The organism is Cupriavidus basilensis, assembly GCF_000832305.1.
Classification (GTDB): domain Bacteria; phylum Pseudomonadota; class Gammaproteobacteria; order Burkholderiales; family Burkholderiaceae; genus Cupriavidus; species Cupriavidus basilensis_F.
Genome location: NZ_CP010537.1, coordinates 3631674 through 3656361, shown reverse-complemented (window position 1 = coordinate 3656361; position 24688 = coordinate 3631674). Strand labels below are relative to the sequence as shown.

The following is a 24688-nucleotide window of genomic DNA, read 5'->3' as shown; positions in this document are numbered from 1 at the left end:
CAAAAGAGATCAACCCATATCCGGCCTGGCGCGTGCCAGGCCGCCGAGCAAGCAAACGTGTAGACAGGAGTATGAACATGAGTGGAGTGATGGCAGGCAAGGTAGCGCTGGTGACCGGCGCGGGTGGCGGCATCGGGCGCGGCGTAGCGCTGGAACTGGCCAAGGCCGGCGCCAAGGTGGTGGTCAACGACATCGGCGTATCGCTCACCGGCGAAGGCGGCGATGCCGGCCCCGCGCAGCGCGTAGTCGACGAGATCGTCGCCGCCGGCGGCATCGCGGTAGCCAACACCGACAGCGTATCGAGCTGGCAGGGCGCCAATGCGATCGTGCAATGCGCGATCGACAACTTCGGCCGCATCGATGCCGTGGTCAACAACGCCGGCAACCTGCGCGACCGCATGTTCTTCAAGATGAACGAGGAGGAATGGCGCTCGGTGATCGACGTCCACCTCAACGGCACGTTCTTTGTCAGCCGCGCCGCCGCCAACCACTTCAAGGACCAGGAGAGCGGCGCCTACGTGCACATGACCTCCACCTCCGGCCTGATCGGCAACCTGGGCCAGGCCAACTACTCGGCTGCCAAGCTTGGCATTGCCGCGCTGTCGAAGTCGATCGCCCTGGACATGGCCCGCTTCAACGTGCGCTCGAACTGCATCGCGCCGTTCGCCTGGAGCCGCATGACCAGCTCCATCCCCTCCGAGACCCCGGAAGAAAAGGCGCGCGTCGCCAAGTTGCAAAAGATGGAAGCCAACAAGGTCGCGCCGATGGCCGCCTTCCTCGCCAGCGATGCCGCGCATGAAGTCAACGCGCAGATTTTTGCCGTGCGCGCCAACGAGATCATGCTGATGAGCCAGCCGCGCCCGGTGCGCTCGGTCCACATGAGCGAAGGCTGGACGCCGGAATCCATTGCCGAGATCGCCATCCCCGCCATGCGCAACAGCTTCTTCAAGCTCGAGCGCTCGCCCGACGTGATCAGCTGGGACCCGATCTGACGCCATGCCGCTCGACTACAACCGCATCAAGAACTGGGACTTTCCGCAGGTCACGCAGACCTACGGCGAGAAGGATTCCATCCTCTACGCGCTGGGTCTTGGCCTGGGCGAGCAGCCCACCGATCCGCGCCAGCTGCGCTACGTCTATGAAGCGCAACTCAAGGCCTTTCCCACGCAGGCCGTGGTGCTGGCCTATCCCGGCTTCTGGATGCAGGACCCGGCGAGCGGCATCGACTGGGTGCGCATCGTCCACGGCGAGCAGCGACTGCGCCTGCACCGTCCGCTGCCGGTGTCCGGCACCGTGCGTGCGCGTGCGCGGGTGACCCATGTCATCGACAAGGGGGCCGACAAGGGCGCGCTCGTGATCGTGGAGCGCACGCTGGTGGACGCGGCCACCGGTGCCGAACTGGCCACCGTGAACCACACCACCTTCTGCCGCGCCGATGGCGGCTTTGGCCAGGGCGATACCGCGCCCGAAGCACTGCTGGCGGCGCCGGCCCGCGCGCCGGACGCGGTTCGCAGCCTGGCGATCATGCCGCAGGCCGCGTTGTTGTACCGCCTCAATGCCGACCCCAATCCGCTGCATGCCGATCCGGAGGTGGCGCGCGCGGCGGGCTTCGACGCGCCCATCCTGCACGGCCTGTGCACCTATGGCGTGGCGGCGCGTGCGCTGGTCGATACCTTTGCCAACGGCGATGGCGATCAGCTGCTCGAACTCAATGTGCGTTTTTCCCGCCCGGTATTTCCCGGCGAAACCCTCGAAGTGCGCATGTGGCGCGAAGGTGGCGCCCGCGTGCTGTTCGACGCCCGCGTGCCCGCGCGCGACGTGACCGTGCTCAGCAACGGCGTAGCGGAGTTCCGTACATGACAACAACGGCAACAACCATGAAGAGCGCGCTCGACGGCGTACGCGTGCTGGACCTTTCGCGCATCCTGGCCGGCCCGTGGTGCGCGCAAAACCTGGCCGACCTCGGCGCCGAGGTCATCAAGGTGGAGCGTCCCGGCGTGGGCGACGACACCCGCTCCTGGGGCCCGCCGTGGCTGCCCGACGGCGCAGGCAATCCTTCCCGCGATGCCACCTACTACGCCGGCGCCAACCGTGGCAAGCGCTCGGTCACGCTGGATATCGCCAGCCCGCAAGGCCAGGCCATCGTGCGTGATCTGGCGGCGAAATCGCAGATCGTGCTGGAGAACTACAAGGTTGGAGACCTGAAGCGCTACGGGCTTGACTACGACAGCCTCAAGGCCATCAACCCCGCGCTGGTCTACTGCTCCATCACCGGCTACGGCCAGGAAGGCCCGAGCGCGCACAAGCCTGGCTACGACTTCATCTTCCAGGGCATCGGCGGGCTGATGAGCATCACCGGCGAACGCGATGACCTGCCCGGCGGCGGCCCGCAGAAGGTCGGCGTGGCCGTGGTCGACATGCTCACCGGCATGTACGCCACCGTCGCTGTGCTGGCGGCGCTGCGCCATGCCGAGCGTACCGGCGAAGGCCAGTGCATCGACATGGCGCTGCTCGATGCGGTGGTAGCGGTGGGCGCCACGCCTATCCTCGCGCAGAAGGTCACCGGCAAGACGCCCCAGCGCTTTGGCAATGCCCACGCCAATATGGTGCCGTACCACGTCTTTGCCACGGCGGACGGCTACATGATCGTGGCCGCAGGCAACGACGGGCAATGGCAAGGGTACTGCCGGGGCGTGGCGCGTCCGGACCTTGCCACGGACGAACGCTTCACCACCGGCACCGGCCGCATCGTCAATCGCGATGTGCTGGTGCCGCTGCTGGAGGCCCATATGCGCACGGGCACGACCGCGCATTGGGTGCAGGCGCTGGAGCGCGAGGGCATTCCTTGTGGGCCCATCAATGACTACGCCCAGGTGCTCGAAGACCCGCAGGTCAGGTACCGTGAACTGCAGGTGGATATGGTGCGCAGCGATGGCGGGGTTTGTCCCACGGTGAAGAGCCCGCTGCGGCTTTCGGCCACGCCGGTGCGCTACGACGCGGCGCCGCCGCGGTTGGGGGAGCACACCGAATCGGTGCTGGGCGAGGTGCTGGGGATATCGGCAGGGCGGATCGAGGCGCTGCGCGAACAAGGGGTGATCTGAGGCTGGTGCCGGCGGTATGCGTTACGCTCATGCAGTAACCGGGGCTACGCGTACCGCCTTGGCCGCGCTCACGCCAGCCAGCCGTCAGGACCCGAACAGCATCAGGCCTATCTTGACCGCCGAGACCGCGATAGCCAGCAGCAGCCCGCAAATCAGCTGCTGGCTGTCTCGTGGCTCCCACGACAGTGCGGCGGCTACAAACGCCTTGCGCTGGTATCGCGCTTTGTCGGAGACGACCCCGAGGTCATTCGGGATGCCCTTGGCGATCATTGCGCCCTTGAGGCGCCGGGTCATGCGCGCGGCGGGGCGCCAGATCAGGACGACACTGAGCACATTTCCTTGTCGGCCTTGGGGTGAAAGCTCGGTATAAAAAAAGGCAAGGCACCTCCGCACTATTGGTTATTTCCGACAACTTGCAATCTCCCGTGGAGTCGCGTGCATCTTTCTGCTCATGGTTCGAGGCTGGTTTCTTTTTTTCAGATCGAACAAGCGATGCCCCTGCTGGGTTCCGAGCCTACCGGACATGATCCATATCAAGTCTCGCGTGCCTGCTTACCGGCACAATGTCCTTGAACTCCCCAGCCTTTCAACCCAACCCAAGGTGAGGCCCATGTTTCCTGAATTCCGCGATCAGATATCCATCCTCAAGACCCAGGACGCCCACTTTGCGCGGCTGTTCACCCGCCACAACGAACTGGACCATGAGATCAAGAACATGGAGGCGGGCACGGTTCCCGCAGATGGCACCGCCATCGAGATCCTCAAGAAGGAAAAGCTGCTCCTGAAGGACCAGCTCTACGTCATCCTGCGCAAGGTCTCGGCTTCCTGAAGCCAATTTCAAATCCGCCAATCGAAAGGCCATCCCATGTTCAAACACATCCTGCTCCCCATCGACGGCTCGGAACTCTCGAGCAAGGCATTCCCGGCAGCCATCGAGTTCGCGCGGACGACCGGCGCCAAGCTGACTCCGTACATGTGCCTTGAGGAGTATCCGTTCCTGATGTCCAGCGACGCGGGCCACGAGAAGAAATCGGTCTTCGAGCATCGCATCGAAGCGGCGGCGCGCGAGGAACTGGCGAAGGTGGAGGCGGCCGCGGCGCTGGCCGGCGTGCCGTGCATGGGAGCCACGTCCACCGCGGCGGCGCCTTATCGCGGCATCATCGGCATGGCGAAGGAACTCGGCTGCGACGTGATCTTCATGGCGTCGCACGGGCGGCGCGGCATCAGCGGCCTGCTGCTGGGCAGCGAGACCCAGAAGGTGCTGACGCATAGCGATATTCCTGTGGTGGTGTTTCGCTGAGCATGCCAGGGGATTTTTGATTCGTGATTTGTTGCGCCGCGGTAGCGGCGCAATCTCCCTGCGTCACACGGATCCCGCCGACCCGAGCGCTCACCGGCGACTCGACGGGGTCTTCAACTTCCGCTTCGTCCGCCGCGTCCAGGCACTCAGGCCGCGGACTCCATCATCTGCCGCTGCCGGTACTCCCCGGGCGCCACTCCCGTCCATTTCTTGAACGCGCGATGGAATGTGCTGGGTTCTGAAAACCCCACGCGCAGCGCCACCTGCTGCAGTGCAAGGTCCGTGTGTTCCAGCAAGGCGATGGCCGCGTCGCGGCGCAGGCTGTCCTTGATGCTCTGGTAGCCGCGGCCTTCGTCGCGCAGGCGGCGGCGCAGGGTTTGCGGCGTCAGGCGCAGGGCCCCGGCCATTTGTTCCAGTGAGGGCAGTTCGTCGTCGAGGTGGCAGCGCAGATGACGCCGGATGCGCTCGGCGAGGCAAGAGTCGTCGCGGTAGCGGGTGAGCAGGTTGCGCGGCGTGTCGTTCAGGAAGGCTTGCAGGCTGCTGGCGTCCTGGACCACGGGCAGGCGCAGCCAGCTCGCGTCGAAGTGCAGGGCAGTGTGCGGCTGGCCATAGCGGACCTGGGTGTTGAAGACCCGTTCGGTGTCGGTGAGCCGCGCTGGCCCGCGCGCTGGTTCCGGCGCGCGCGCGGCCAGGTCGACGCCAGCGAGGGGAATGCGCTGCGCCACCAGCCAGTTGGCCACCCCGTAAGCCTGGAAGGCGAAAGTGGATTGCGCGTACTGGCGGCACGCCGTGGCGGGCGCGCGCGGCAGCAGGAGCAGGGTGGCGCGGCCGTCGCGCTGTTGCAGCCGAGGCACGAAATCGACCAGGTGCAGGCGATATAGGTTCAACCCGGCGCGCATGGCGTCTTCCAGCGTGGCGCAGTGGATCAACGCATGGCAGGCCTGGGCGAACACCCCCGGCGCCACCGGCCGGCTAAGCAAGCCCCAGAACTCATCGCGCGTGACGCGCCGCATCGAGCGCATCAGCGCGGCAAACTGGTCCTCGCTCACGCGCGCGTTGGGCGACTGCAGCAACGCGGGCGAAATGGCGGCGCGGCGCAGCAGGGCGTCGATGTCGCAGCCAAGGCGGCGTGCGCCTTGCACGATCTGGTGCAGCTGCAGCACGGAAATGGTGTGGCGCGTGGGCGGCTGGGCGACATCGGCGCCCGGCGCGCCTGGCGGGAGGGAACTGAGCGGCACCGTCATCGATGGCGGCGCGGATGCCCTGAGTGCGGCGATTTGCATTGTCTCCTCGTTCTCAACGGACTCCGTGGTCCCGGTCCGGATCCACCCTGGGCTGCGTCTCGCTGCAGTGCAGCGCAACGGGCGGGCTTGCCGGACCACTGCCGGGTCTGTGCCGGTTCTGTGCGCCAGTGAACCCGATGCTGCACCCCGGCACAATCCGGATTTACCAAAGGCAGGCTTTTCCCTGAACGATTCGGCCAATCATTTTGGGCCGAAAGGTCATTGTCCACGCAGTGCACCATCGCGCAATCTCATCCCTTGCCGGCCTGCGCATCCGCGGGGCGCGGCGTGGCGGTTCACGAGGGGAGAAGCAGGATGCAGATAGGACGTCGCAGGACCCTGTTACGGCTTGGCGCGGCCTCGTTGGCCGCTGGCGGCAGCATCTCCGGCATCGCCAGCGCGCTCGCGCAAGGCGCCGTGCCCACCGGATACCCCGCCAAGCCGGTGCGGCTGGTGGTGCCGTATCCGGCGGGCGGCGCCACCGACGTGCTCGCCCGCGCCATTGCGGCGCCGCTTGGCCAGCAGTGGCAGCGCACGGTGGTGGTGGAAAACCGCCCGGGCGCCAGCGGCATGATCGGTGCCGATGCGGTGGCCAAGGCGCCTGCGGATGGCTACACCTTGCTGCTCACGCTGACCAGCGTGGTGCAGGTGCCCAGCCAGTATGCAAAGCCGCCTTTCGACCCGATGCGCGACCTGGTCGCGCTGTCGGAACTGGCGACTTCGCACCTCGTGGTGGCCGCCAGTTCGTCCATGCCGGGCAGCCTCGCCGAGGTGGTGCAAATGGCAAAGGGCAAACCGAAAGGGTATTCCTACGGCACCTACGGCACCGGCAGCGGCGCACACCTCTATATGGAAGTGTTTACCGGCGCCGCCGGGCTGGACATGATCCACGTCCCCTACAAAGGCGAGGCGCCGCTGCTCAACGACTTGCTGGGCGGCCAGGTGTCGGTGGGCACCATCTCCGTGATGGGCATCAAGCCGCATGTGCGCACCGGCCGCCTGCGTGCGCTGGCGGTGGTGGGCAACACCCGGGCGCCCATGCTGCCTGAGGTGCCGACCTTCCAGGAGCTGGGCTACAGCGGCCTGGACGGGCCTGGCTGGTTCGGCCTGTTTGCCCCGGCCGGCACGCCGCGGCCGATCGTGGACAAGGTTTCGGCCGACGTGAACGCCATCCTGGCCACGCCAGATATCCGGCAGCGCATGACCGACCTTGGCGTGATCGTCAAAGGCACCCGGCCGATGGAGTTCGCCGAGGTGGCGCGCGCCGACCAGGCTTACTGGAACGGCGTGATCCGCAAACTCAATATCCGGCTCGACTGAGCCTGCAGCATTTCCCAACTCTCTCGTGCCCGTTCGGGCCGATTCAGGAGCAGCGATGCAGCACACGCGCCGCAAGGCATTGCAGCAGATCGGAGCCGGCGCCCTCGCCGCCGGCGGCCTGGGCCTGGGGCTGAGCCCGGCGCGCGCCGCCGCCTTCCCGGCCAAGCCCGTGCGGCTGGTGGTGCCCTACCCCGCGGGCGGCGCCACCGATGTGCTGGCACGCGCGATTGCCGAGCCGCTCGGCAAGATGTGGCAGCGCCCCATCTTGGTGGAAAACCGCCCGGGCGCCAGCGGCATGATCGGCGCCGACGCCGTGGCCAAGGCCGATGCCGACGGCCATACCGCGCTGCTTACCATCACCACGCTGGTCCAGGCCCCCAGCCTCTATGCCAAGGCGCCGTTCGACCCGGTGCGCGATTTCGCCCCGGTGTCCAACCTTGGCACCACCAGCCTGGTGTTCGCGGTGCACAACTCGGTGCCCGCCACGACGCTGGCCGAATTCATCGCGCTGGTGAGGTCCAGGCCAAGGCAGTTCAACTATGGCTCCTACGGCACCGGCTCAAGCGGTCATCTCTACTGCGAAGTGTTCAACGAAGCGGCGGGGCTGGACATGACCCACGTGTCGTACAAGGGCGAGGCGCCGGAGCTGAACGACCTGCTCGGCGGGCAGATCCCCGCGGCGATCATCTCGGTGATGGGCGCGCGCCCGCACATGGCAACCGGCCGCCTGCGCGCGCTGGCGGTGACCGGCCCCGCGCGTGCGCCGCAATTGCCAGACGTGCCGACCTTTCGCGAGTCTGGCATCGCGGGCATGGATTCGATGGGCTGGTTCGGGCTGTTGCTGCCGGCCGCCGCGCCGCGCCCGGTGGTAGAGAAGTTCTCCGCGGACGTCAACCGCGTGCTGGCCATGCCAGCCGTGCGCGCGCGCATGAACGACATGGGCGTGGTGCTTGCCGGCAGCACGCCCGATGCCTTCGCCGAGACCATGCGCAGCGATTACGCGCGCTGGGGCAAGGTCATCCGCACCCGCAACATCCGCCTTGACTAAGAGGCCATTTCAAAATGATTCTGGCGTCGTTGCGCGGCCTTGCCGTACCACTTGTACTGTCTGCGGCCGCGCGCCTAGCCAGAACCGCTTCGCTTCATTTTGAAACAGCCTCTAACGCCGTCCCGATGCACGCCGCCTTGATGCGCGCGGGGCTGGTGGCGGCCTGCAATTTTCCCACTTTGTGTTTTTTATGAATCAAGCTGCTTCTGCTACCCACGCCCCGGCCTACCGTTCTCCCCACTGGCCTGCGGGCATGCCCGCCGAGGTGTGCGTGCCGCGCACCAGCCTGGCCTACAACGTCGAGGTCGCCGCCCGGCGCTATCCGGACAAGACCGCGATCCAGTATTTCCATACGGCCATCTCCTACGCCGGCCTGCATGCGCAGATCGAGCGCATGGCCGGCTACCTGCAGCAGGCATGCGGCGTGGCGCCGGGCGACCGCGTGGTGCTGTTCAGCCAGAACTGCCCGCAGTTCATCGTGGCCTACTACGCCATCCTGCGTGCCGAGGCGGTGGTCGTGCCAGCCAACCCGATGTGGCTGACCGGGGAGCTCGAACACGTGGCCGCGGACAGCGGCGCGGTGGCGGCTTTCGTCGCGGCGGAGCTTTATCCGCAGATCGCGCCGCTGCATGGCGCCAGCCTGGCGCATGTCATCGTGCATCAGTACGGGGACATGCTCGAGCCGGCTGGCGGCACCGGCGGCGTGCCCGCCTGGCTTTGCGAGCGCGCCCCGCTGCCCGCCGGCGCACCCGCAGGCGCCACGCTGGCGACCTGGACGCAGGCCGACGCCGCGGGCCATGCCCCGCGCGCGCATGAGGCCGGATACGACACGCTGTGCATGCTGGCCTACACCTCGGGCACCACTGGCCATCCCAAGGGCTGCATGCATACGCACGGCACGCTGATGAGCGCGGCGGTGGGCTCGCAGCTGTGGCGCAGCGCCAGCCCGCAGAGCGTGTGCTTGTCGGTCGCGCCGATGTTCCATCTGCTGGGCATGCAGAACGGCATCCACGCGCCGCTTTACCTGGGCGCCACCATCGTGCTGCTGCCGCGCTGGGATCGCGCGGCAGCAGCAGACCTGATCGAGCGCTACCAGGTTTCCACCTGGGCCGCGCCGCCCGCCATGCTGGTGGATTTCTTCGCGCAGCCGGGCATCGGCGAGCGCAACCTCTCCAGCCTTGCCTACCTGGGCGGCGGCGGGGCCGCCATGCCGGACGCCGTGGCCACCATGCTGCAGGAGCGCTTTGGCCTGCCTTACGTCGAGGCGTACGGCCTGACCGAGACCGCCGCCTTCCTGCTGTCCAATCCGCGCCACCGGCCCAAGCGCGAATGCCTGGGCATCGCCACGTTCGGCGTGGACGCGCGCGTGATCGACCCGCACACGCTGGCCGAGCTGCCGCAGGGCGAGCTGGGCGAGATCGTGACCCATGGCGCGCAGGTGATGCGCGGCTACTGGCGCAACCCGCAGGCCGACGCGGAATCGTTCATCGAGATCGATGGCAAGCGCTTCCTGCGCACCGGCGACCTCGGCTTCATGGACGAGGAAGGCTATTTCTTCATGCGCGACCGGCTCAAACGCATGATCAACGCGTCCGGCTTCAAGGTCTGGCCGGCGGAGGTGGAGAACCTGCTCTACGGGCATCCCGCCATCCACGAAGCCTGCGTGATCGCCGCGCGCGACGCGCGCCGCGGCGAGACCGTCAAGGCCGTGGTGGCGCTCAAGCCGGGGGCGCGCGGCACGCCCGAGGCCAGCGCCGAGCAGATCATGGCGTGGTGCCGCGAGCGGCTGGCGGCTTACAAGGTGCCGCGCATTGTCAGCTTTGTCGATGCCTTGCCCAAATCGGCCACCGGCAAGATCCAGTGGCGGGCATTGCAGGAGCTGGAGCAGGACCAAGGCGGGGATCAACCGGCCGCTGCTGGCAGCGTGGCCTGAACAAGAACAGCGAGAACAGCGAGAACAACGAGAACGATGGGAGACATCATGAAGACATCGAGACGAAACTGGCTGGGCCAGGCGGCCGCGCTGGGCGGTGGTGGGTTGCTGGGCGCATGGCAGTGGCCCGCTCAGGCGCAGGGCACCTATCCGGCACGCCCCATCCGCATGGTGGTGCCGTATCCCGCCGGCGGCGGCACCGATACCATCGCGCGCATGATCGGCCAGCGCCTGACCGAGGCCTGGGGCCAGCCGGTGGTGGTGGACAACAAGCCCGGCGCCAGCGGCATGCTCGGCAACGACATCGTGGCCAAGGCGCCGCCCGACGGCTACGCGATGCTGCTCGGCATCACCGCCATGATCCAGTCGCCCAGCCTGTACAAGCGCATCCCGTACGACGTGGCCCGCGACTTCGCGCCGGTTTCACTACTGGCCAGGTCCTCCGACCTGTTCGTGGTGCCCAACCGGGTGCCGGCGACCACGCTCGCCGAGTTCGTGGCCCTGGCCAAGGCCGGCAAGCTCAGCTACGGCTCCTATGGCAACGGCACCTCCTCGCATCTGCATGGCGAGCTGCTCAAGATGCAGGCGCACATGGACCTTGCACACATTCCTTACAAAGGCGCCGCGCCGCTGATGAGCGACGTGCTGGGCGGGCAGGTGGATTCGGCCTTTGTCGACGTGACCTCGGCCAACAGCTATCTAAATAGCGGCAAGTTCAAGATCCTCGCCATCACGGGCACCCAGCGCTACAAATCGATTCCGTCGGTACCGACTTTCGCGCAGGCGGGCTACACCGGGTTTGAGCCGAGCGGCTGGTTCTCGATGTTCCTGCCCGCCAATACGCCGCACGACGTGGTTATTCGGCTCTCCACCGAGATCGCCCGCATCGTGCGGCTCCCGGACATCTCGCAAAAGCTGGTGGCGATGGGGCTGCAGCCGGTGGGCTCGTCCCCGGAGGAACTGGCCGCGGTGATCGCGACCGACACGCCCAAGTGGGCACGCATCGTCCGCGACGCCAACATCCAGCTCGACTGAGGCGCAGATCTTATGACGGCTACGCCATTTATTCACCGAGGCAACCCAGAGGAGTTCGCCATGGAGACCATCCGCTACGCCGTCGCCGACGGCGTTGCCACCCTCACGCTCGACTTCCCGAAGCGCAAGAACGCCCTGAACGGCACCATGCGCCGCGAGATCGGCGAGGTCGTGCACCAGTTGCGCCAGGACACCAGCGTGCGCGCGCTGATCCTCACCGGCGCGGGCTCGGATTTCTGTTCCGGCGGCGACATCAGCTCGATGCAGGGCGAAATCAGCGCTGAGCAGGGCCGCCAGCGCCTGGCGGCCATCCATCCGTGGCTGGAAGACCTGATCCACCTCGACCGTCCCGTGATCGCGGCGGTAGACGGCGCGGCCTATGGCGCCGGCTTCAGTCTGGCTCTCGTGGCCGACATCATCCTGGCCACGCCGCGCGCGCGCTTTGGCCTGCCTTTCCTGCGCCTGGGCCTGGTCCCGGATTGCGGGGTGTTCTACACGCTGCCGCGCATGATCGGCCTGCAGCGCGCCAAGACGCTGATGTTCTCGATGCGTGAACTGAGCGCCGCGGCGGCGCTGGAGCAAGGCATCGTGATGGAAATCGTGCCGCCCGAGGCGCTGCAGGCGCGCGCGCTGGCGCTTGCCTCGGCCTTCACCGAGGCCTCGCCGGTGGCGGTTGCGCTGACCAAGAAGGCGCTCAATGCCTCGCTGAACCAGGACCTGCACAGCATGCTGGAGATGGAGGCGGACGGCCAGGGTATCGCTTTCGCCACCGCGTACCGCCAGGAGGCCGCCACGCGCTTCCTGGAAAAGCAGCCGCCGCGCTATCGCTGGCCCGACTGAACAACCACACAACCATACAAGAACAAGCGCGTGATGCTGCAACGCAACACAGGCATCGCCGGCATCACCGGCAACCATCAAGGAGAACGACATGGGAAATTCCGACAAGAACATGGCGATGGCCGCCCGCAGGGTGTCCTGGATGAGCGAAGACCTGGTCATGTTCCAGGACACCGTACGCCGCTTCGTGGAGCGCGAGCTGGTGCCGAACGAGGCGCGCTGGGCCGAGCGCGGCTACATCGACCGCGAAGTCTGGAACCGCGCCGGCGAGGTTGGCCTGCTGTGCGCCAGCATTCCCGAGGAGTACGGCGGCGGCGGCGGGAACTTTGCCCACGAGGCTGTGATCTGTAACGAAATGGCACGCGCCATCGCCACCAGCCTGGGCAATGGCGTGCACAGCGGCATCGTGGCCCATTACTTGCTCAACTACGGTATCGAGGCACAGAAGCGCAATTGGCTTCCGCAGATGGCTTCAGGCGCCATGGTGGCCGCCATCGCCATGTCGGAGCCCGGCGCAGGCTCGGATCTCAAGTCGGTACGCACCCGAGCGGTGCGTGAGAAGACCCAGAACGGAGACATCTATCGCATCAACGGTGCAAAAACCTTCATCACCAATGGCTACCATGCCGATCTCGTTTGCGTGGTGGCCAAGACCGATCCCGATGCCGGCACGAAAGGGGTCTCGCTCATCATGGTCGAGACCCGGGACCAGCCCGGCTTCAGGCGCGGCCGCATTCTGGAAAAAATCGGGCAGAAAGGCCAGGACACCGCCGAGTTGTTCTTCGACGACGTGTGCGTGCCGGTGGAGAACCTGCTGGGCGACGAGGAGGGCAAGGGTTTCTATCAACTGATGCAGCAACTGCCGCAGGAGCGCATGATCATCGCGCTTGGTGCGGTAGCGAGCATGCAGCGTGCGATCGAGCTCACCACCGATTACGTGCGCGAGCGGCAGGTGTTTGGAAAACCGCTGATCGATATGCAGAACACGCGCTTCAAGCTGGCGGAGTGCAAGACCGAGGCAACCATCGCCGCCACGTTCGTCGATGATTGCATGGTGCGCTTGCTGAAGGGCGAACTCGATGCGCCCACCGCGGCCATGGCCAAGTGGTGGTGCTCGCAGAAGAACTGCGAAATCATCGACGAATGCCTGCAGCTGCATGGCGGGTACGGCTATATGCTCGAATACCCGATCGCGCGCATGTACGCGAACGCGCGGGTCAGCAAGATCTATGGCGGCTCCAACGAGATCATGAAGGAGCTGGTGGCACGCACGCTGTGACGTCGTGCGCGGGGCCATGCGATTGGCCGCTCATGCCAACGTCGTAGTGCGTTGGAAGTAGGCCGGCCGCAAAGCCCCGCGCCGCGCGGGTTGCGAGGGGAAGAGGGCGTTTCCCGTTACAAAAGCAGCTGTGCACGGAATAACGGAAAGGTGTAATGTGTGTCACAAGACATGGTTCAAATGCCCGTCGCGAGTGGGGCCTGGAGTGTTGGTACGGTGAGCCGAGCTGATCCGTTGCGCCGTTGCAAACGCAGTTGAAAAGTTCGTCAACCGACTCTCAGCCTTCGCCGTTATTTGACTATGATGAAGTAAAGATTTCGCAACATGGCAGCACCGCCAAGCCGGGGTGGCGGAGCCGCAAAGGCTGCCGCGAGATCTTAGGTTGTAGTAGATCTACCTTCGCCTCGGACGGGACTCTGACGGGAGTGAGGTATGGACATTTTCGGCCACTACGCCACACGCTTCGAAGCTCGCAAGGAAGAGGAATACAGCATCCAGGAGTATCTGGATATCTGCAAGAAGGATCCTTCGGCCTATGCGACCGCGGCCGAGCGCATGCTCGCCGCCATTGGTCAGCCGGAACTGGTGGACACCCACCACGACCCTCGGCTGTCCCGCCTGTTCTTCAACAAGGTCATCAGGATTTATCCGGCCTTCCGCGAGTTCTACGGCATGGAAGACACGATCGAGCAGATCGTCGCCTTCTTCAAGCACGCCGCGCAGGGACTCGAGGAGCGCAAGCAGATCCTCTACCTGCTCGGGCCCCCCGGAGGCGGCAAGTCCTCGCTGGCGGAAAAACTCAAGGCGCTGATGGAGCAGGTTCCCATCTACGCATTGAAGGGCTCACCCATCCATGAATCTCCGCTCGGGCTGTTCGCACCCGAGGAAGACGGCAAGATCCTGGAAGAGGACTACGGCATCCCGGTGCGCTATCTCAACACCATTGCCTCGCCCTGGGCGGTCAAGCGCCTGCACGAGTTCAATGGCGACATCACGCGCTTCCGCGTGGTCAAGCTGCGTCCTTCGGTGCTGTCGCAGATTGCGATCTCCAAGACGGAGCCGGGCGACGAGAATAACCAGGACATTTCGTCGCTGGTGGGCAAGGTCGATATCCGCAAGCTGGAGGATTTCCCGCAGGACGACCCGGATGCCTACTCGTACTCCGGCGGGCTGTGCCTGGCCAACCGCGGGCTGCTTGAGTTCGTGGAAATGTTCAAGGCGCCGATCAAGGTCCTGCACCCGTTGCTGACCGCCACCCAGGAGGGCAACTACAAGGGCACTGAAGGCTTCGGCGCGATCCCCTTCGACGGGGTCATCCTGGCGCACTCGAACGAAGCCGAGTGGACAACCTTCAAGGCCGACAAGAACAACGAGGCTTTCCTCGACCGGATCTACATCGTCAAGGTGCCATACTGCCTGCGTGTGTCTGAGGAGGTGAAGATCTACGACAAGCTGTTGCGCAGCAGTTCGCTATCGGCCGCGCCGTGCGCGCCCAACACCTTGAAGATGATGGGGCAGTTCGCCGTGCTCACCCGCATCAAGGAGCCGGAGAATTCAAACATCTTCTCCAAGATGCGGGTCTATGACGGCGAGAGCCTGAAGGATGTCGACCCCAAGGCCAAGTCGTACCAGGAGTACCGCGATTACGCCGGCATCGACGAAGGCATGAACGGCTTGTCCACGCGCTTCGCCTTCAAGGTCTTGTCCAAGGTCTTCAACTTCGACAATACCGAGGTAGCCGCCAATCCGGTGCACCTGCTCTATGTGCTCGAGCAACAGATCGAGCGCGAGCAGTTCCCGCCGGAGCAGGAAGCCAAGCTGCGGTCGTACATCAAGGAGTATCTGACCGCACCGTTCGTGGAGTTCATCGGCAAGGAGATCCAGACCGCTTACCTGGAGTCGTATTCCGAATACGGCCAGAACATCTTCGATCGCTACGTGGTGTTTGCCGACCTGTGGATCCAGGACCAGGAATATCGCGACCCGAATACCGGCGAGATTCTCGATCGCAACGCGTTGAACGACGAGCTTGAGAAAGTCGAGAAGCCCGCGGGGATATCCAACCCCAAGGACTTCCGCAACGAGATCGTCAACTTCGTGCTGCGCGCGCGGGCCAACAACGCGGGCAAGAACCCCGCGTGGACCAGCTACGAGAAGTTGCGCATGGTGATTGAGAAGCGCATGTTCTCCACCACCGAAGACCTGTTGCCCGTGATCTCGTTCAACGCCAAATCCTCTCGCGAGGATCAGGACAAGCACGCGAACTTTGTCAACCGCATGGTTGAGAAGGGATACACCGCGAAGCAGGTCCGCTTACTTGTGGAGTGGTATTTGCGCGTAAGAAAATCATCGTAACGGCGCCTGAACGAGGCCTCTAGACGAGGGCAAGCATATGGCCACGGTCATCGATCGGCGCGAGAACGGCGGCAACAAGAGTGCCGTCAACCAGCAACGCTTCATCAAACGCTACCGCGAACAGATACGCCAGGCGGTAGCGAAGGCGGTGTCCGGCCGGAAGATCATGGACATCGAGCAAAGCGGGCAGGTGTCCATTCCGGTCAAGGACATCTCCGAGCCCGCCTTTCACCACGGCCAGGGCGGCCGGCGGGAGTGGATCCACCCGGGCAACAAGAAATTCGTCCGGGGGGACAGCTTCGACCGCCAGCAGCAAGGCGGCGGTGGAGGCGGCTCCAAGGCGAGCGATTCGGGTGAAGGCGAGGACGATTTCGTCTTCAGCCTGTCGCGCGAGGATTTCCTCAATTTCTTCTTCGAGGACATGGCGCTGCCGGACATGGCCAAGCGCCACCTTGCCAAGATCGCCGAGGTCCGCAAGGTCCGGGCTGGCTTCTCGATCGACGGCACCCCGTCCAACCTGTCCATCCTGCGCACGATGCGAAGCTCGCTCGGGCGGCGCATTGCCTTGTCCAGTCCTTACCAGAAAAAGCTCGCGGTGCTGGAGCAGGAGTATGGCGAGGTGCTGGAGCAGGACGGGCCTTACTCGGCACGGGCGCTGGAGCTGATGAAGGAAATGCGTCACCTGCGCGCCTGCGTGGAGCGCGTGCCCTTTATCGAAAAGCTCGACCTGCGCTACAACAACCGCGTGCTGAAAAAGCGCCCGCAGGCACAGGCGGTGATGTTCTGCCTGATGGATGTGTCCGGGTCCATGGATGAGAGCCGCAAGGATCTCGCCAAGCGCTTTTTCATGCTCTTGTACCTCTTTCTCAAGCGCAACTACGATCGCATCGACGTGGTGTTCATTCGTCATCACACGGTGGCGAAGGAAGTGAACGAGGAAGATTTCTTCCATTCGCGCGAATCCGGTGGTACGGTCGTATCGAGCGCGCTCAAGCTGATGGTCGAGGTCATTCACGACCGCTATCCCGCCAGCCAGTGGAATATCTACTGTGCCCAGGCCTCGGACGGCGACAACTGGGCGGGCGATTCGGAGTTGTGCGGGCGCTTGCTGCGCGAGTCCATCCTGCCGCTGGTGCAGTACTACGCCTATGTGGAAGTGGCCTCGGAGGAGCCGCAGAACCTGTGGGAAGAGTATCTGGCGGTCAAGGACCGGCATGAGAACTTCGCCATGCAGCGCATCATCGGGGCGGACGAGATCTACCCTGTACTGCATGACCTGTTCCAGAAGAAGGCGGCATGGCCATCCAGCCGCTGAGGTCGGCCTGGTTTTTTTGCAGGTGTTTTCCGCTCGCCCGCTATGCGGGAGAGCGGCGCAACCCTAGCTTCACCCGCAACGGGGGTCGTAAATGGCATATCTCTCTACCGGCTCCGAGTGGACCTTCGAGCTGATCCAGCGTTATGACCGCGAAATCGCACGCATTGCCGGCGACTTCGGTCTGGACACCTATCCCAACCAGGTCGAGATCATTACCGCGGAGCAGATGCTAGATGCCTATGCATCGTCCGGCCTGCCGGTGGGCTACAGCCATTGGTCGTACGGCAAGCATTTCCTCGCATCCGAGCGCAGCTACCAGCGCGGGCACATGGGCCTGGCCTACGAGATCGTCATCAATTCGAATCCCTGCATCGCGTACCTGATGGAGGAGAACACCATGCCCATGCAGGCGCTGACCATCGCGCACGCCTGCTACGGCCACAACTCCTTCTTCAAGGGCAACTACCTGTTCCGCACCTGGACCAACGCCGATGCCATCATCGACTACCTGCTGTTCGCCAAGAACTACGTAGCCGAATGCGAGCAGCGCTATGGGGAGCAGGAAGTCGAGGCGCTGCTCGATTCCTGCCACGCGCTGCAGAACTACGGGGTGGACCGCTACAAGCGGCCCAAGAAGCTCTCCATTGCCGAGGAGCAGGCGCGCCAGACCGAGCGGGAGAACTATCTGCAGACGCAGGTCAACGACCTGTGGCGCACCTTGCCCAAGCACCGCGCACACGCGCTGGAAGACGATGAAGGGTTCGAGCGCGACGCCGCCTTCCCGCCGGAGCCGCAGGAAAACCTGCTCTACTTCATCGAGAAGAACGCACCCAAGCTGGCGCCGTGGCAGCGAGAGATCGTGCGCATCGTGCGCAAGATCGCGCAGTACTTCTACCCGCAGCGCCAGACCAAGGTCATGAACGAAGGCTGGGCCACGTTCTGGCACTACACCATCCTGCACCAGCTATACGAAGAAGGCCTGGTCAATGACGCCTTCATGATGGAGCTGCTGCAGGCGCACACCAATGTGATTTACCAGCCGCCGTACAACAGCCCCTACTACAGCGGCCTCAACCCGTACACCGTGGGCTTCCTGATGTTCCAGGACCTGCGCCGCATGTGCGAGAACCCGACTGAGGAAGACTACCGCTGGGCGCCGGAGTTCGCCGGCAGCGATTGGCGCAAGACGCTCGACTTCGCCATGCGCAACTTCAAGGACGAGAGCTTCCTGCTGCAGTTCCTGTCGCCGCGCGTGATCCGCGAGCTCAAGCTGTTCTCCGTGCTCGACGATGATCGCGAAGGCAAACTGCGCGTGACCGCCATCCATGACGATGAGGGCTACCGCAACATCCGCCAGTTGCTGGCCAACCAGTACGACCTGTCGAACATGGAGCCCAACATCCAGATCACCAATGTGGATGTGGGCGGAGACCGCTCCCTGACCTTGCGCCACCTGCAGAACGACCGCCGCCCGCTGGCGCAGAACTTTGACGAGGTGATCCGCCACGTCACGCGGCTGTGGGGCTTTACGGTGCGCCTGGAAGTGGCCTATGAAGATGGCCGGCGCGAATCCAAGTACGAATGCAAGCCGGAACGCCGGCATCGCAAGGCGGCTTGAGCGCGCATGGCGGCGTCAGCCGGCGCGGGCGGTGGATGACACCGCCCGCATGATGGCCTGCGCAGCCCACAAGCCGGTGGCCGCGGCAGCGTCCGTGAAGGGCGCATTCACGTAATCCCCCGCCAGGAAGACCCGTTGCCGCGATGCCGGCGCACGGCTGCGGTACGCCAGCACGTCGGCGGCACGGCCGACCGGCACCGTGGGCATCGCCTGCGCCCAGCGCGTGACCAGGCAGTCCTGCAATTGCCGCGAGATGCCCGGCAGGTAATGTTCGACCTCGGGCAGCACGTCGGAGAGGATTTGCGCATCGCTCGCGCCCAGCCGGTCCGCGGCGGCGCGGTCTTCCAGCATGACCTGGACGATTTGCCCATGTCCGGCGGCGGGACGCGCCGGCGGGTGCTTGCCAGCGTCCAGCGCCAGCGCGGCCACGTAACGGCGCTCGGCTCGCGGCACCAATACGCCGTAGACGCCCGCCAAAGCCGCCGGCACATGAAACCCCGGCCGTGTGAGCAAGGACAGGTTGATGGTGCGGCTGTAGGGCGTCGCCAGCAGGCGGCGCTCCAGCGCATCCCCGTCCGTCCAGGCCTGCCGGGCAAAGGGTGCCGGCAGGGCGCACACCACGTAGTCGGCCGTGGCTTCGAAGCCCGCGCCGCTCACCACCACGCGCGTGTCCTGCTGGCGGATCGAGGCGACCCGCCGCCCGGTCTCCACCGGCAATGTGCGCGCCAGCGCGCGCGGCAGGCTTTGCATGCCGCCGGCCAGCGAAGTGTTGGCACAGCGGCGCCAGCCGAAGCCGCTGGCCAGCAGCATGAGCGCGGCGGAGGACGATTCGGGCGTGAGGAAATAGAACCCCTGCAGCAGCGGCTCCGTGACATAGGCGAGCGCCTCGCGGCAACCGCGCTGGCCAAGCCATTCGCTGGCGGTGTCCGCATCGTAGCGCGCCCATTGGCCAAGGTCGTCGAGCGGCAGCGTGCGCAGCGCGCGGCCTTCGCGGCCCAGCGCCAGTCCCAGGCCCAGCCAGGCCGGCAATCCGAGCAGGCCGCTGCGCAGCGGGTCCAGCAGGCTCTGCGCGCGCACGCGGCGCGGCCGGCCCTGGCGTACCACCGCGTTGAGGTCGCTGGCGGCCTGCAGTCCGCCGTCCGGGCCGCCGTCCAGGCCGAGCCGCCGCGCCAGCGCCGGCAGCACCGTGTAGCCGCTCGACAGGAATTGTGCGCCGCACTCGATGCCATGCGGCCCGAGGGTTGCGCTGCGCATGCGGCCGCCGACATCCCCGTCGGCCTCGAAGACGCGCACCCGCGCGCCGGCGCGGGCGAGCGCATCGGCCGCGCACAGCCCGGCAATGCCGGCGCCGGCCACGATCACATCGGGGGCGCGGTGCGGGCCGGGTGAATGCACCGGCAGCGCCGATGCGGGAGGAACAGGAGGAACAGGAGGAACGGGGGGAGCAGGCAAAACGGGTGAAGGCAAGGAAGTGGCATGCATGGTCTGGGACTTGTCCGGTTAGCCCGTGCTCGGGGCACCGTGCGACAATCTATCGGCTCGCCGCGTTGCAGCCAATTCGCTTTCTCCTCAGATTCCATCATGTCCGCCGCCACCGAACCGCCGAAGCGCCGCCAGCCCTCGCAGCAGCGCGCGCAGCATACCGTCCAAGCCATCCTGCAAGCCGCGGCGCAGCTGTTCGCCGAACACGAGATGCGTGCCCAGCCTGAGCCCACCACTGAGCAGATCGCTGCGCTGGCAGGGGTTTCGGTTGGCTCGCTTTACCAGTACTTTGCCGACCGCGCGGCAATTGGCCGCACCTTGATCGAGCATCAGCGCGAGGCGGCGTTGGTGGCCCTGGAAACAATGCTGGCCGAGCGCCTGGCCGCCATGCCGGCAGCGGCAGGCCTGGCGGAGCCGCAAGCCGCGCGCGCTGCGCTGCGGGCTTATGTGCAGGCCTATGTGCTCAGCTTTGGCGGCTATGACGCGCATAGCCGCGCGCTGGCCCGCCTGGCCTGGCGCCATGATCGCGACGAGGATGCCGTGGCGGCGCTGCGCCTGGCCAGCGAACGGATCGGCGCGCAGTTGCAGGCGCTGGGCGTGAGCGCGCTGCGCTTGCCCGCTCCGGCGCAGATGTTCGCGCTCACACGGGCCTTGTTCGGGGTGGTGCGCTCGGCCGCACTGGAGCGCTCGCCCTTGCTCGGCAGCCAGGCCCTGGAGGACGAACTGGTCCGCCTGTGCTGGAGCCTGCTGCAGGGCGACCCCGACGCCGGCTGATCCTGGCCGGCCCCGGCCCCGCCCGGGGGCTCAGGCCGCGTCGGTGCTCCAGCTTCGGGTCAGATCGACCACGCCCGTTCCAGGTTGGCCGCACACCGCCTCGCCCACCACCCTTGCCCAGTAAGCCTGCGACCCGTCCGCCAGCTGCCAGGCATGCAGGCGGCGGGTGTAGATCTGCAGGTCGTACTCCTCGGTGATGCCGATGGCGCCATGCACGGCATGCGCGATGGCCGCCACTGGCGTGACCGCTTCGCTGGCGTTGAGCTTGCCGATGGCCGCGCGCAGCGGGTTCGGGAGCCAGCCGCCGGCGGCGCAGGCGATCTGCGCGGCCATGCGCGCGGCGGTGACATGTTCCGCCATCACGCTGATCTGGTGCTGGATGGCCTGAAACTTGCCGATGGCGCGGCCGAACTGCTGGCGGTCGTTGGCATATTGCAGCGTCATGTCGAGCACATGCGACATGGCGCCGGCCAGCTGCGCAGCGTGCAGGCAGGCGCCGATCTGGCGCAGCGTGCCCGCGGGCAGCGTGAACAGTGGCAATCCGTCCGATGCGGGGCGCGGCAGGACCACGGCCAGGTCCGCGTGGGCGCCGGTCGCGCGCACTTGCGCCCGGTCGCGTGGCAGCAGCATGCACTGCGTGCCTTCCTGCACCAGGAACCAGGCCGCCTGCGCGCCGCCTGCGACGAGGACCGCATTCGCGGCGCCCGCTTCCATATCGAAGGTCGCCAGCGCGATGGGCCCGGCCGGCACCGCCAGCCCGGCGGCGTGCAGCAGCGCGCGCGCGAACAAGGTCTGGCCTAGCGGCAAAGGCAGCGCGCGGCGGCCCAGCGCGAACAGCACCGGCGCCAGTTCGTCCAGCGGCAAGCCCGCCCCACCGGCCGCCTCGGGCAACAGGCAATCGGCAAAGCCGCTGTCTTGCAGTGACTGCCACAGGGGCAGGTGGTCTTCGCCGCGTTCGATGGCGCGGATAACGGCGGGCGTGCAGCAGTCGCGCAGCACGCTGTCGAGCGCGTCCGAGTAAGCGTTATGCATAGGGAACTCCGGTTCAGCGCAGGCCAAGGCCCCGGGCAATCATGCCGCGCAGGATCTCGCGCGTGCCGCCACGCAGCGAATAGGACGGGGCGACCTGGCTGACGTAGGCCAGCGTGCGGTACAGGCCGGGATCGGCGGCGAGGTGCGGGTCGTCGCCCAGCGCGGCCTGCGCCAGCGCCGGAATGGATTGCTCGAACTCCGTGCCCAGGTCCTTGACCAGCGCGGCCTCCACCACCGGGCTCTCGCCTGCGGCAAGCCGGGCGGTCACCGCCAGCGACATGGCCCGCAGCACCGCCAGCCGGCCAGCCAGCCGGCCGATGGTAACGGTGTCGCGCCGCGCAGCCGGCGCGCGCCGCAGCGCCGCAATCCAGGTATCGAGCAGCACCACGCTGGAGTACAGCCGCTCCGGCCCGCTGCGCTCGAAGGCCAGCTCCGCGTTGACCTGCTCCCAGCCGCTGCCTTCGCGGCCTACCAGCGCCGCTGCAGGCAGCATCACGTCCTCGAAGCTGACTTCGGAGAAGTGCGCGTCGCCGGCCAGGTCGCGGATCGGGCGCACGGTCACGCCCGGCGCCGACAGGTCGATGATGACCTGCGACAAGCCGCGCTGACGGTCCTCGCCCGCGCCGGAGGTGCGCACCAGCGCCAGCATGTAGTGGCAGCGATCGGCGTTGGTCGTCCAGATCTTGCGGCCGTTCAAGCGCCAGCCGCCGTCCGGCTGCGGCGTGGCGCGGGTCGCGACGCTGGCCAGGTCGGAGCCGGAGTTGGGCTCGCTCATGCCGATGCAGAAGAAGGCCTCGCCCTTGCAGATGCGCGGGAGATAGAAGGCCTTCTGCGCGTCGCTGCCGTAGCGCAGGATCAGCGGCCCGCTCTGGCGGTCGGCGATCCAGTGGGCCGAGACCGGCGCACCGCAGGCCAGCAACTCCTCGACCAGCACGAAGCGCGAGAACGGATCGAGCCCGGCGCCGCCATATTGCGCGGGCAAGGTGATGCCCACCCAGCCGCGCCGCGCCAGCGCGCGGCTGAAATCGGCGTTGAAGCCCATCCATGAGCGGGCGCGGACCTCGGGCGCAAGGGCCGGCAGGTGTTCGGCCAGGAATGCCTTCACCTCGCGCCGGAAGGCGGCGGCGGCCGGCGGCAAGGCAGTCAGCTGGAACGTGCTGGGCAGTGAAGTCAAGACAGGGGTCTCCGTGTGGCTAGCGGCCGGCCAGCAAGCGCCGGGCGGAATAAGTCATGACACGCTCATGGCGCTGGTTGAAGACTTCGATGTCCGAATCCACCACGGCGCGGCCATTGCGCGAAGTGGGGCGGATGCCGGTCACCGTGACCGTGGCCCAGATGGTGTCGCCCACCATCACCGGGGCATGGATCTTCTGCGTCAGCTCCAGCATGGCCAGCCCCGTGCCCTGGATCATGGTCTGCAGGATGAAGCCTTCGATCATGGCGTAGGTCAGCGCGGCGGGCACGGGCCGGCCATGGATGGCGCCGCCTTCATGGCCCGCCTCGATGAAGATCGCCTCCAGCATGCCGGTGACCGAAATGAAGTTGATCAGGTCGGTCTCGGTCACGGTGCGGCGGAAGGTCTGGAAGGCCTGGCCCTCCTTGATGTCTTGCCAATAAAAGCCCTGGCCGAGGCGGGGGAGTTGGGTATGGGGCACGGCGTCTCCTGTTGAGGGCCGCCATCGGCGGCCGGCTTCCTTTATGTTAGGAGCGGGAATGCGGCAGGGTTAGGCATTAGTGGCCGGCGCGGCACAATAGGCTGCGCCGGTGCGGCCCAGCTCATCGATCTGCTCACCGCTCAGGCCCGCCTCGCCAAGCAGGCCGCGGGTGTGCTGACCCAGGCGTGGCGGCAGCGCGCTCGCCGCGCGCTCGCCGTCAAAGCGCACCGGCGCGCCGGCAAAGCGCAGCGTGCCCATGGCCGCATCGTCCAGCGTATCGAAGAAGCCGGTGGCGCGCAGGTGCGGGTCATCCACCAGTTCCGCGAGCTGGTTGACCCGCGCCACCGGGATCTGCAGCGTTTCGCATAGCGCCAGCCAGGCGCTGGTGGTGCGCGTGCGCACGATCTCGCCGGTCAGCTCGTAGAGGGTTTCGATATGCTGCGTGCGCGCGGCGATGCCGGCAAAGCGCGGGTCGGCGGCCAGGTCGGGCCGGCCCGCGGCGGTGAAGAAGTCGCGCCAGTGGGCGTCGGTGTACGGCATCATGCAGACGTGGCCGTCGGCGCTCTGGTAGGGCCGGCGCAGCGGCGCCAGCACGCGCGGATAGCCGGTGGGCCCGCGCGGCGGCTCGAAGTGCTGGCCATAGAGATGCTCGACCAGGTTGAAGGCCACCATCGATTCGAACATCGGCACTTCCACCAGCGCGCCCTTGCCGCCCTGGCGCTCGCGCCCGGCAATGGCGGCCGAGATCGACAGCGCCGCCACCAGCCCGCTGGTCTTGTCGGCCGCGATGGTGGGGAAGTAGCGCATGGTGCCGGTCTGCGCGGCCATCAACGCGGCATTGCCGGACAGGCCCTGGATGATGTCATCGTAGGCCGGGCGGCCGCCATAGGGGCCATCCTCGGCAAAACCCAGCAAGCTCACGTAGACCAGGCGCGGGTGGCGCGCCATCACGTCGGCGGGGTCCAGCCCGAGGCCGGCCAGCTTCTGCGGGCGCATGCTGTGCATGAACACATCGGCGCCGGCCACGAGGCGCTCCAGCGCGGCCTGCGCCGCGGGCAGCTTGAGGTTGAGCACCACGCTTTTCTTGCTGCGGTTCACGCCCAAGAAGATGGCCGACATGCCATCCTCGGCGGCCGGGCCGGTGCGCCGCGTGGAGTCGCCCTCGGGGGGCTCCACCTTGATGACTTCGGCGCCGAGATCGGCCAGCCACTGGCTGGCGTAAGGGCCCATCACGACCGTGGACAGGTCGATGACGCGGATGCCTGAGAGGGGCAACATGCCTGGGTGTCTCCTGTCTGTTCTTGTGCCTGGCTGGCGC

The 24688-nt window shown here is 66.3% G+C and carries 22 protein-coding genes; 15 read left to right on the top strand and 7 right to left on the bottom strand.

Annotation, left to right across the window (positions count from 1 at the left end):
* Nucleotides 1-77: 77 nt before the first annotated feature.
* The 3 genes from RR42_RS36550 to RR42_RS36540 are packed head-to-tail and all read left to right on the top strand — an operon-like array spanning nucleotide 78 to nucleotide 3101.
* A complete protein-coding gene (locus tag RR42_RS36550) occupies nucleotides 78-992 on the top strand; it encodes an SDR family NAD(P)-dependent oxidoreductase (RefSeq protein WP_043357229.1) in 915 nt (304 codons plus the stop codon).
* A 4-nt stretch (nucleotides 993-996) separates the two neighbouring features.
* Nucleotides 997-1860 carry a MaoC/PaaZ C-terminal domain-containing protein gene (locus RR42_RS36545; RefSeq protein WP_043357226.1) on the top strand — a complete coding sequence of 288 codons (864 nt, stop codon included), beginning with the start codon at nucleotides 997-999 and terminating at the stop codon, nucleotides 1858-1860.
* On the top strand, nucleotides 1857-3101 hold the full coding sequence (locus RR42_RS36540; RefSeq protein WP_236702133.1) for a CaiB/BaiF CoA transferase family protein: 1245 nt from the start codon (nucleotides 1857-1859) through the stop codon (nucleotides 3099-3101). The genes RR42_RS36545 and RR42_RS36540 overlap by 4 nt, the downstream gene beginning before the upstream one ends.
* 84 nt (nucleotides 3102-3185) lie before the next feature.
* Here the strand turns inward: RR42_RS36540 and RR42_RS36535 are convergent, their stop codons facing one another.
* Nucleotides 3186-3434 (bottom strand): hypothetical protein, encoded by a 249-nt coding sequence (locus RR42_RS36535; RefSeq protein ID WP_043357223.1) that lies wholly within the window; start codon nucleotides 3432-3434, stop codon nucleotides 3186-3188.
* Between the two features lie 277 nt (nucleotides 3435-3711).
* Between RR42_RS36535 and RR42_RS36530 the strand changes: the two genes are divergently transcribed.
* Together RR42_RS36530 and RR42_RS36525 are read left to right on the top strand one after the other, a co-directional pair.
* Nucleotides 3712-3930, top strand: coding sequence for a YdcH family protein (locus RR42_RS36530; protein ID WP_043357222.1), 219 nt, complete (start codon nucleotides 3712-3714; stop codon nucleotides 3928-3930).
* Between the two features lie 36 nt (nucleotides 3931-3966).
* On the top strand, nucleotides 3967-4401 hold the full coding sequence (locus RR42_RS36525; protein WP_043357221.1) for a universal stress protein: 435 nt from the start codon (nucleotides 3967-3969) through the stop codon (nucleotides 4399-4401).
* Nucleotides 4402-4547: 146 nt separating this feature from the next.
* Here RR42_RS36525 and RR42_RS36520 read toward each other — a convergent pair whose 3' ends face one another.
* Nucleotides 4548-5684 carry an AraC family transcriptional regulator gene (locus tag RR42_RS36520; protein WP_043357220.1) on the bottom strand — a complete coding sequence of 379 codons (1137 nt, stop codon included), beginning with the start codon at nucleotides 5682-5684 and terminating at the stop codon, nucleotides 4548-4550.
* Between the two features lie 315 nt (nucleotides 5685-5999).
* Between RR42_RS36520 and RR42_RS36515 the strand changes: the two genes are divergently transcribed.
* The 9 genes from RR42_RS36515 to RR42_RS36475 all read left to right on the top strand — a co-directional run bounded on the left by RR42_RS36515 (nucleotide 6000) and on the right by RR42_RS36475 (nucleotide 18427).
* Entirely contained in the window at nucleotides 6000-7004 is a 1005-nt protein-coding gene (locus RR42_RS36515; protein WP_043357219.1) for a Bug family tripartite tricarboxylate transporter substrate binding protein, read from the top strand.
* A gap of 55 nt (nucleotides 7005-7059) precedes the next feature.
* Entirely contained in the window at nucleotides 7060-8052 is a 993-nt protein-coding gene (locus RR42_RS36510) for a Bug family tripartite tricarboxylate transporter substrate binding protein (RefSeq protein ID WP_043357218.1), read from the top strand.
* A 190-nt stretch (nucleotides 8053-8242) separates the two neighbouring features.
* A complete protein-coding gene (locus RR42_RS36505) occupies nucleotides 8243-9985 on the top strand; it encodes a long-chain fatty acid--CoA ligase (protein WP_043357216.1) in 1743 nt (580 codons plus the stop codon).
* Nucleotides 9986-10033: 48 nt separating this feature from the next.
* Entirely contained in the window at nucleotides 10034-11020 is a 987-nt protein-coding gene (locus tag RR42_RS36500) for a Bug family tripartite tricarboxylate transporter substrate binding protein (protein ID WP_043358569.1), read from the top strand.
* A 60-nt stretch (nucleotides 11021-11080) separates the two neighbouring features.
* Nucleotides 11081-11860 (top strand): enoyl-CoA hydratase/isomerase family protein, encoded by a 780-nt coding sequence (locus RR42_RS36495; RefSeq protein WP_043357214.1) that lies wholly within the window; start codon nucleotides 11081-11083, stop codon nucleotides 11858-11860.
* A 91-nt stretch (nucleotides 11861-11951) separates the two neighbouring features.
* Entirely contained in the window at nucleotides 11952-13139 is a 1188-nt protein-coding gene (locus RR42_RS36490; RefSeq protein ID WP_043357212.1) for an acyl-CoA dehydrogenase family protein, read from the top strand.
* A 432-nt stretch (nucleotides 13140-13571) separates the two neighbouring features.
* A complete protein-coding gene (locus tag RR42_RS36485) occupies nucleotides 13572-15494 on the top strand; it encodes a PrkA family serine protein kinase (protein WP_043357211.1) in 1923 nt (640 codons plus the stop codon).
* Between the two features lie 37 nt (nucleotides 15495-15531).
* Nucleotides 15532-16809, top strand: coding sequence for a YeaH/YhbH family protein (locus RR42_RS36480; RefSeq protein WP_043357209.1), 1278 nt, complete (start codon nucleotides 15532-15534; stop codon nucleotides 16807-16809).
* Between the two features lie 91 nt (nucleotides 16810-16900).
* On the top strand, nucleotides 16901-18427 hold the full coding sequence (locus RR42_RS36475; RefSeq protein WP_043357207.1) for a SpoVR family protein: 1527 nt from the start codon (nucleotides 16901-16903) through the stop codon (nucleotides 18425-18427).
* Between the two features lie 15 nt (nucleotides 18428-18442).
* On the opposite strand, the gene RR42_RS36470 is transcribed toward RR42_RS36475, so the two are convergent.
* Complete coding sequence (locus tag RR42_RS36470) at nucleotides 18443-19822, bottom strand: protoporphyrinogen/coproporphyrinogen oxidase (RefSeq protein ID WP_043357205.1); 1380 nt, start codon at nucleotides 19820-19822, stop codon at nucleotides 18443-18445.
* Between the two features lie 186 nt (nucleotides 19823-20008).
* Here RR42_RS36470 and RR42_RS36465 point away from each other — a divergent pair, with 186 nt between their 5' ends.
* A complete protein-coding gene (locus tag RR42_RS36465; protein ID WP_043357204.1) occupies nucleotides 20009-20683 on the top strand; it encodes a TetR/AcrR family transcriptional regulator in 675 nt (224 codons plus the stop codon).
* Between the two features lie 30 nt (nucleotides 20684-20713).
* On the opposite strand, the gene RR42_RS36460 is transcribed toward RR42_RS36465, so the two are convergent.
* The 4 genes from RR42_RS36460 to RR42_RS36445 all read right to left on the bottom strand — a co-directional run bounded on the left by RR42_RS36460 (nucleotide 20714) and on the right by RR42_RS36445 (nucleotide 24648).
* Entirely contained in the window at nucleotides 20714-21715 is a 1002-nt protein-coding gene (locus tag RR42_RS36460) for an acyl-CoA dehydrogenase (RefSeq protein ID WP_043357203.1), read from the bottom strand.
* Between the two features lie 13 nt (nucleotides 21716-21728).
* On the bottom strand, nucleotides 21729-22889 hold the full coding sequence (locus RR42_RS36455; protein ID WP_043357201.1) for an acyl-CoA dehydrogenase family protein: 1161 nt from the start codon (nucleotides 22887-22889) through the stop codon (nucleotides 21729-21731).
* 19 nt (nucleotides 22890-22908) lie between these two features.
* Nucleotides 22909-23370 (bottom strand): MaoC family dehydratase, encoded by a 462-nt coding sequence (locus tag RR42_RS36450; protein WP_043357200.1) that lies wholly within the window; start codon nucleotides 23368-23370, stop codon nucleotides 22909-22911.
* A gap of 69 nt (nucleotides 23371-23439) precedes the next feature.
* Nucleotides 23440-24648, bottom strand: coding sequence for a CaiB/BaiF CoA transferase family protein (locus tag RR42_RS36445; protein ID WP_043357198.1), 1209 nt, complete (start codon nucleotides 24646-24648; stop codon nucleotides 23440-23442).
* Nucleotides 24649-24688: the final 40 nt, after the last annotated feature.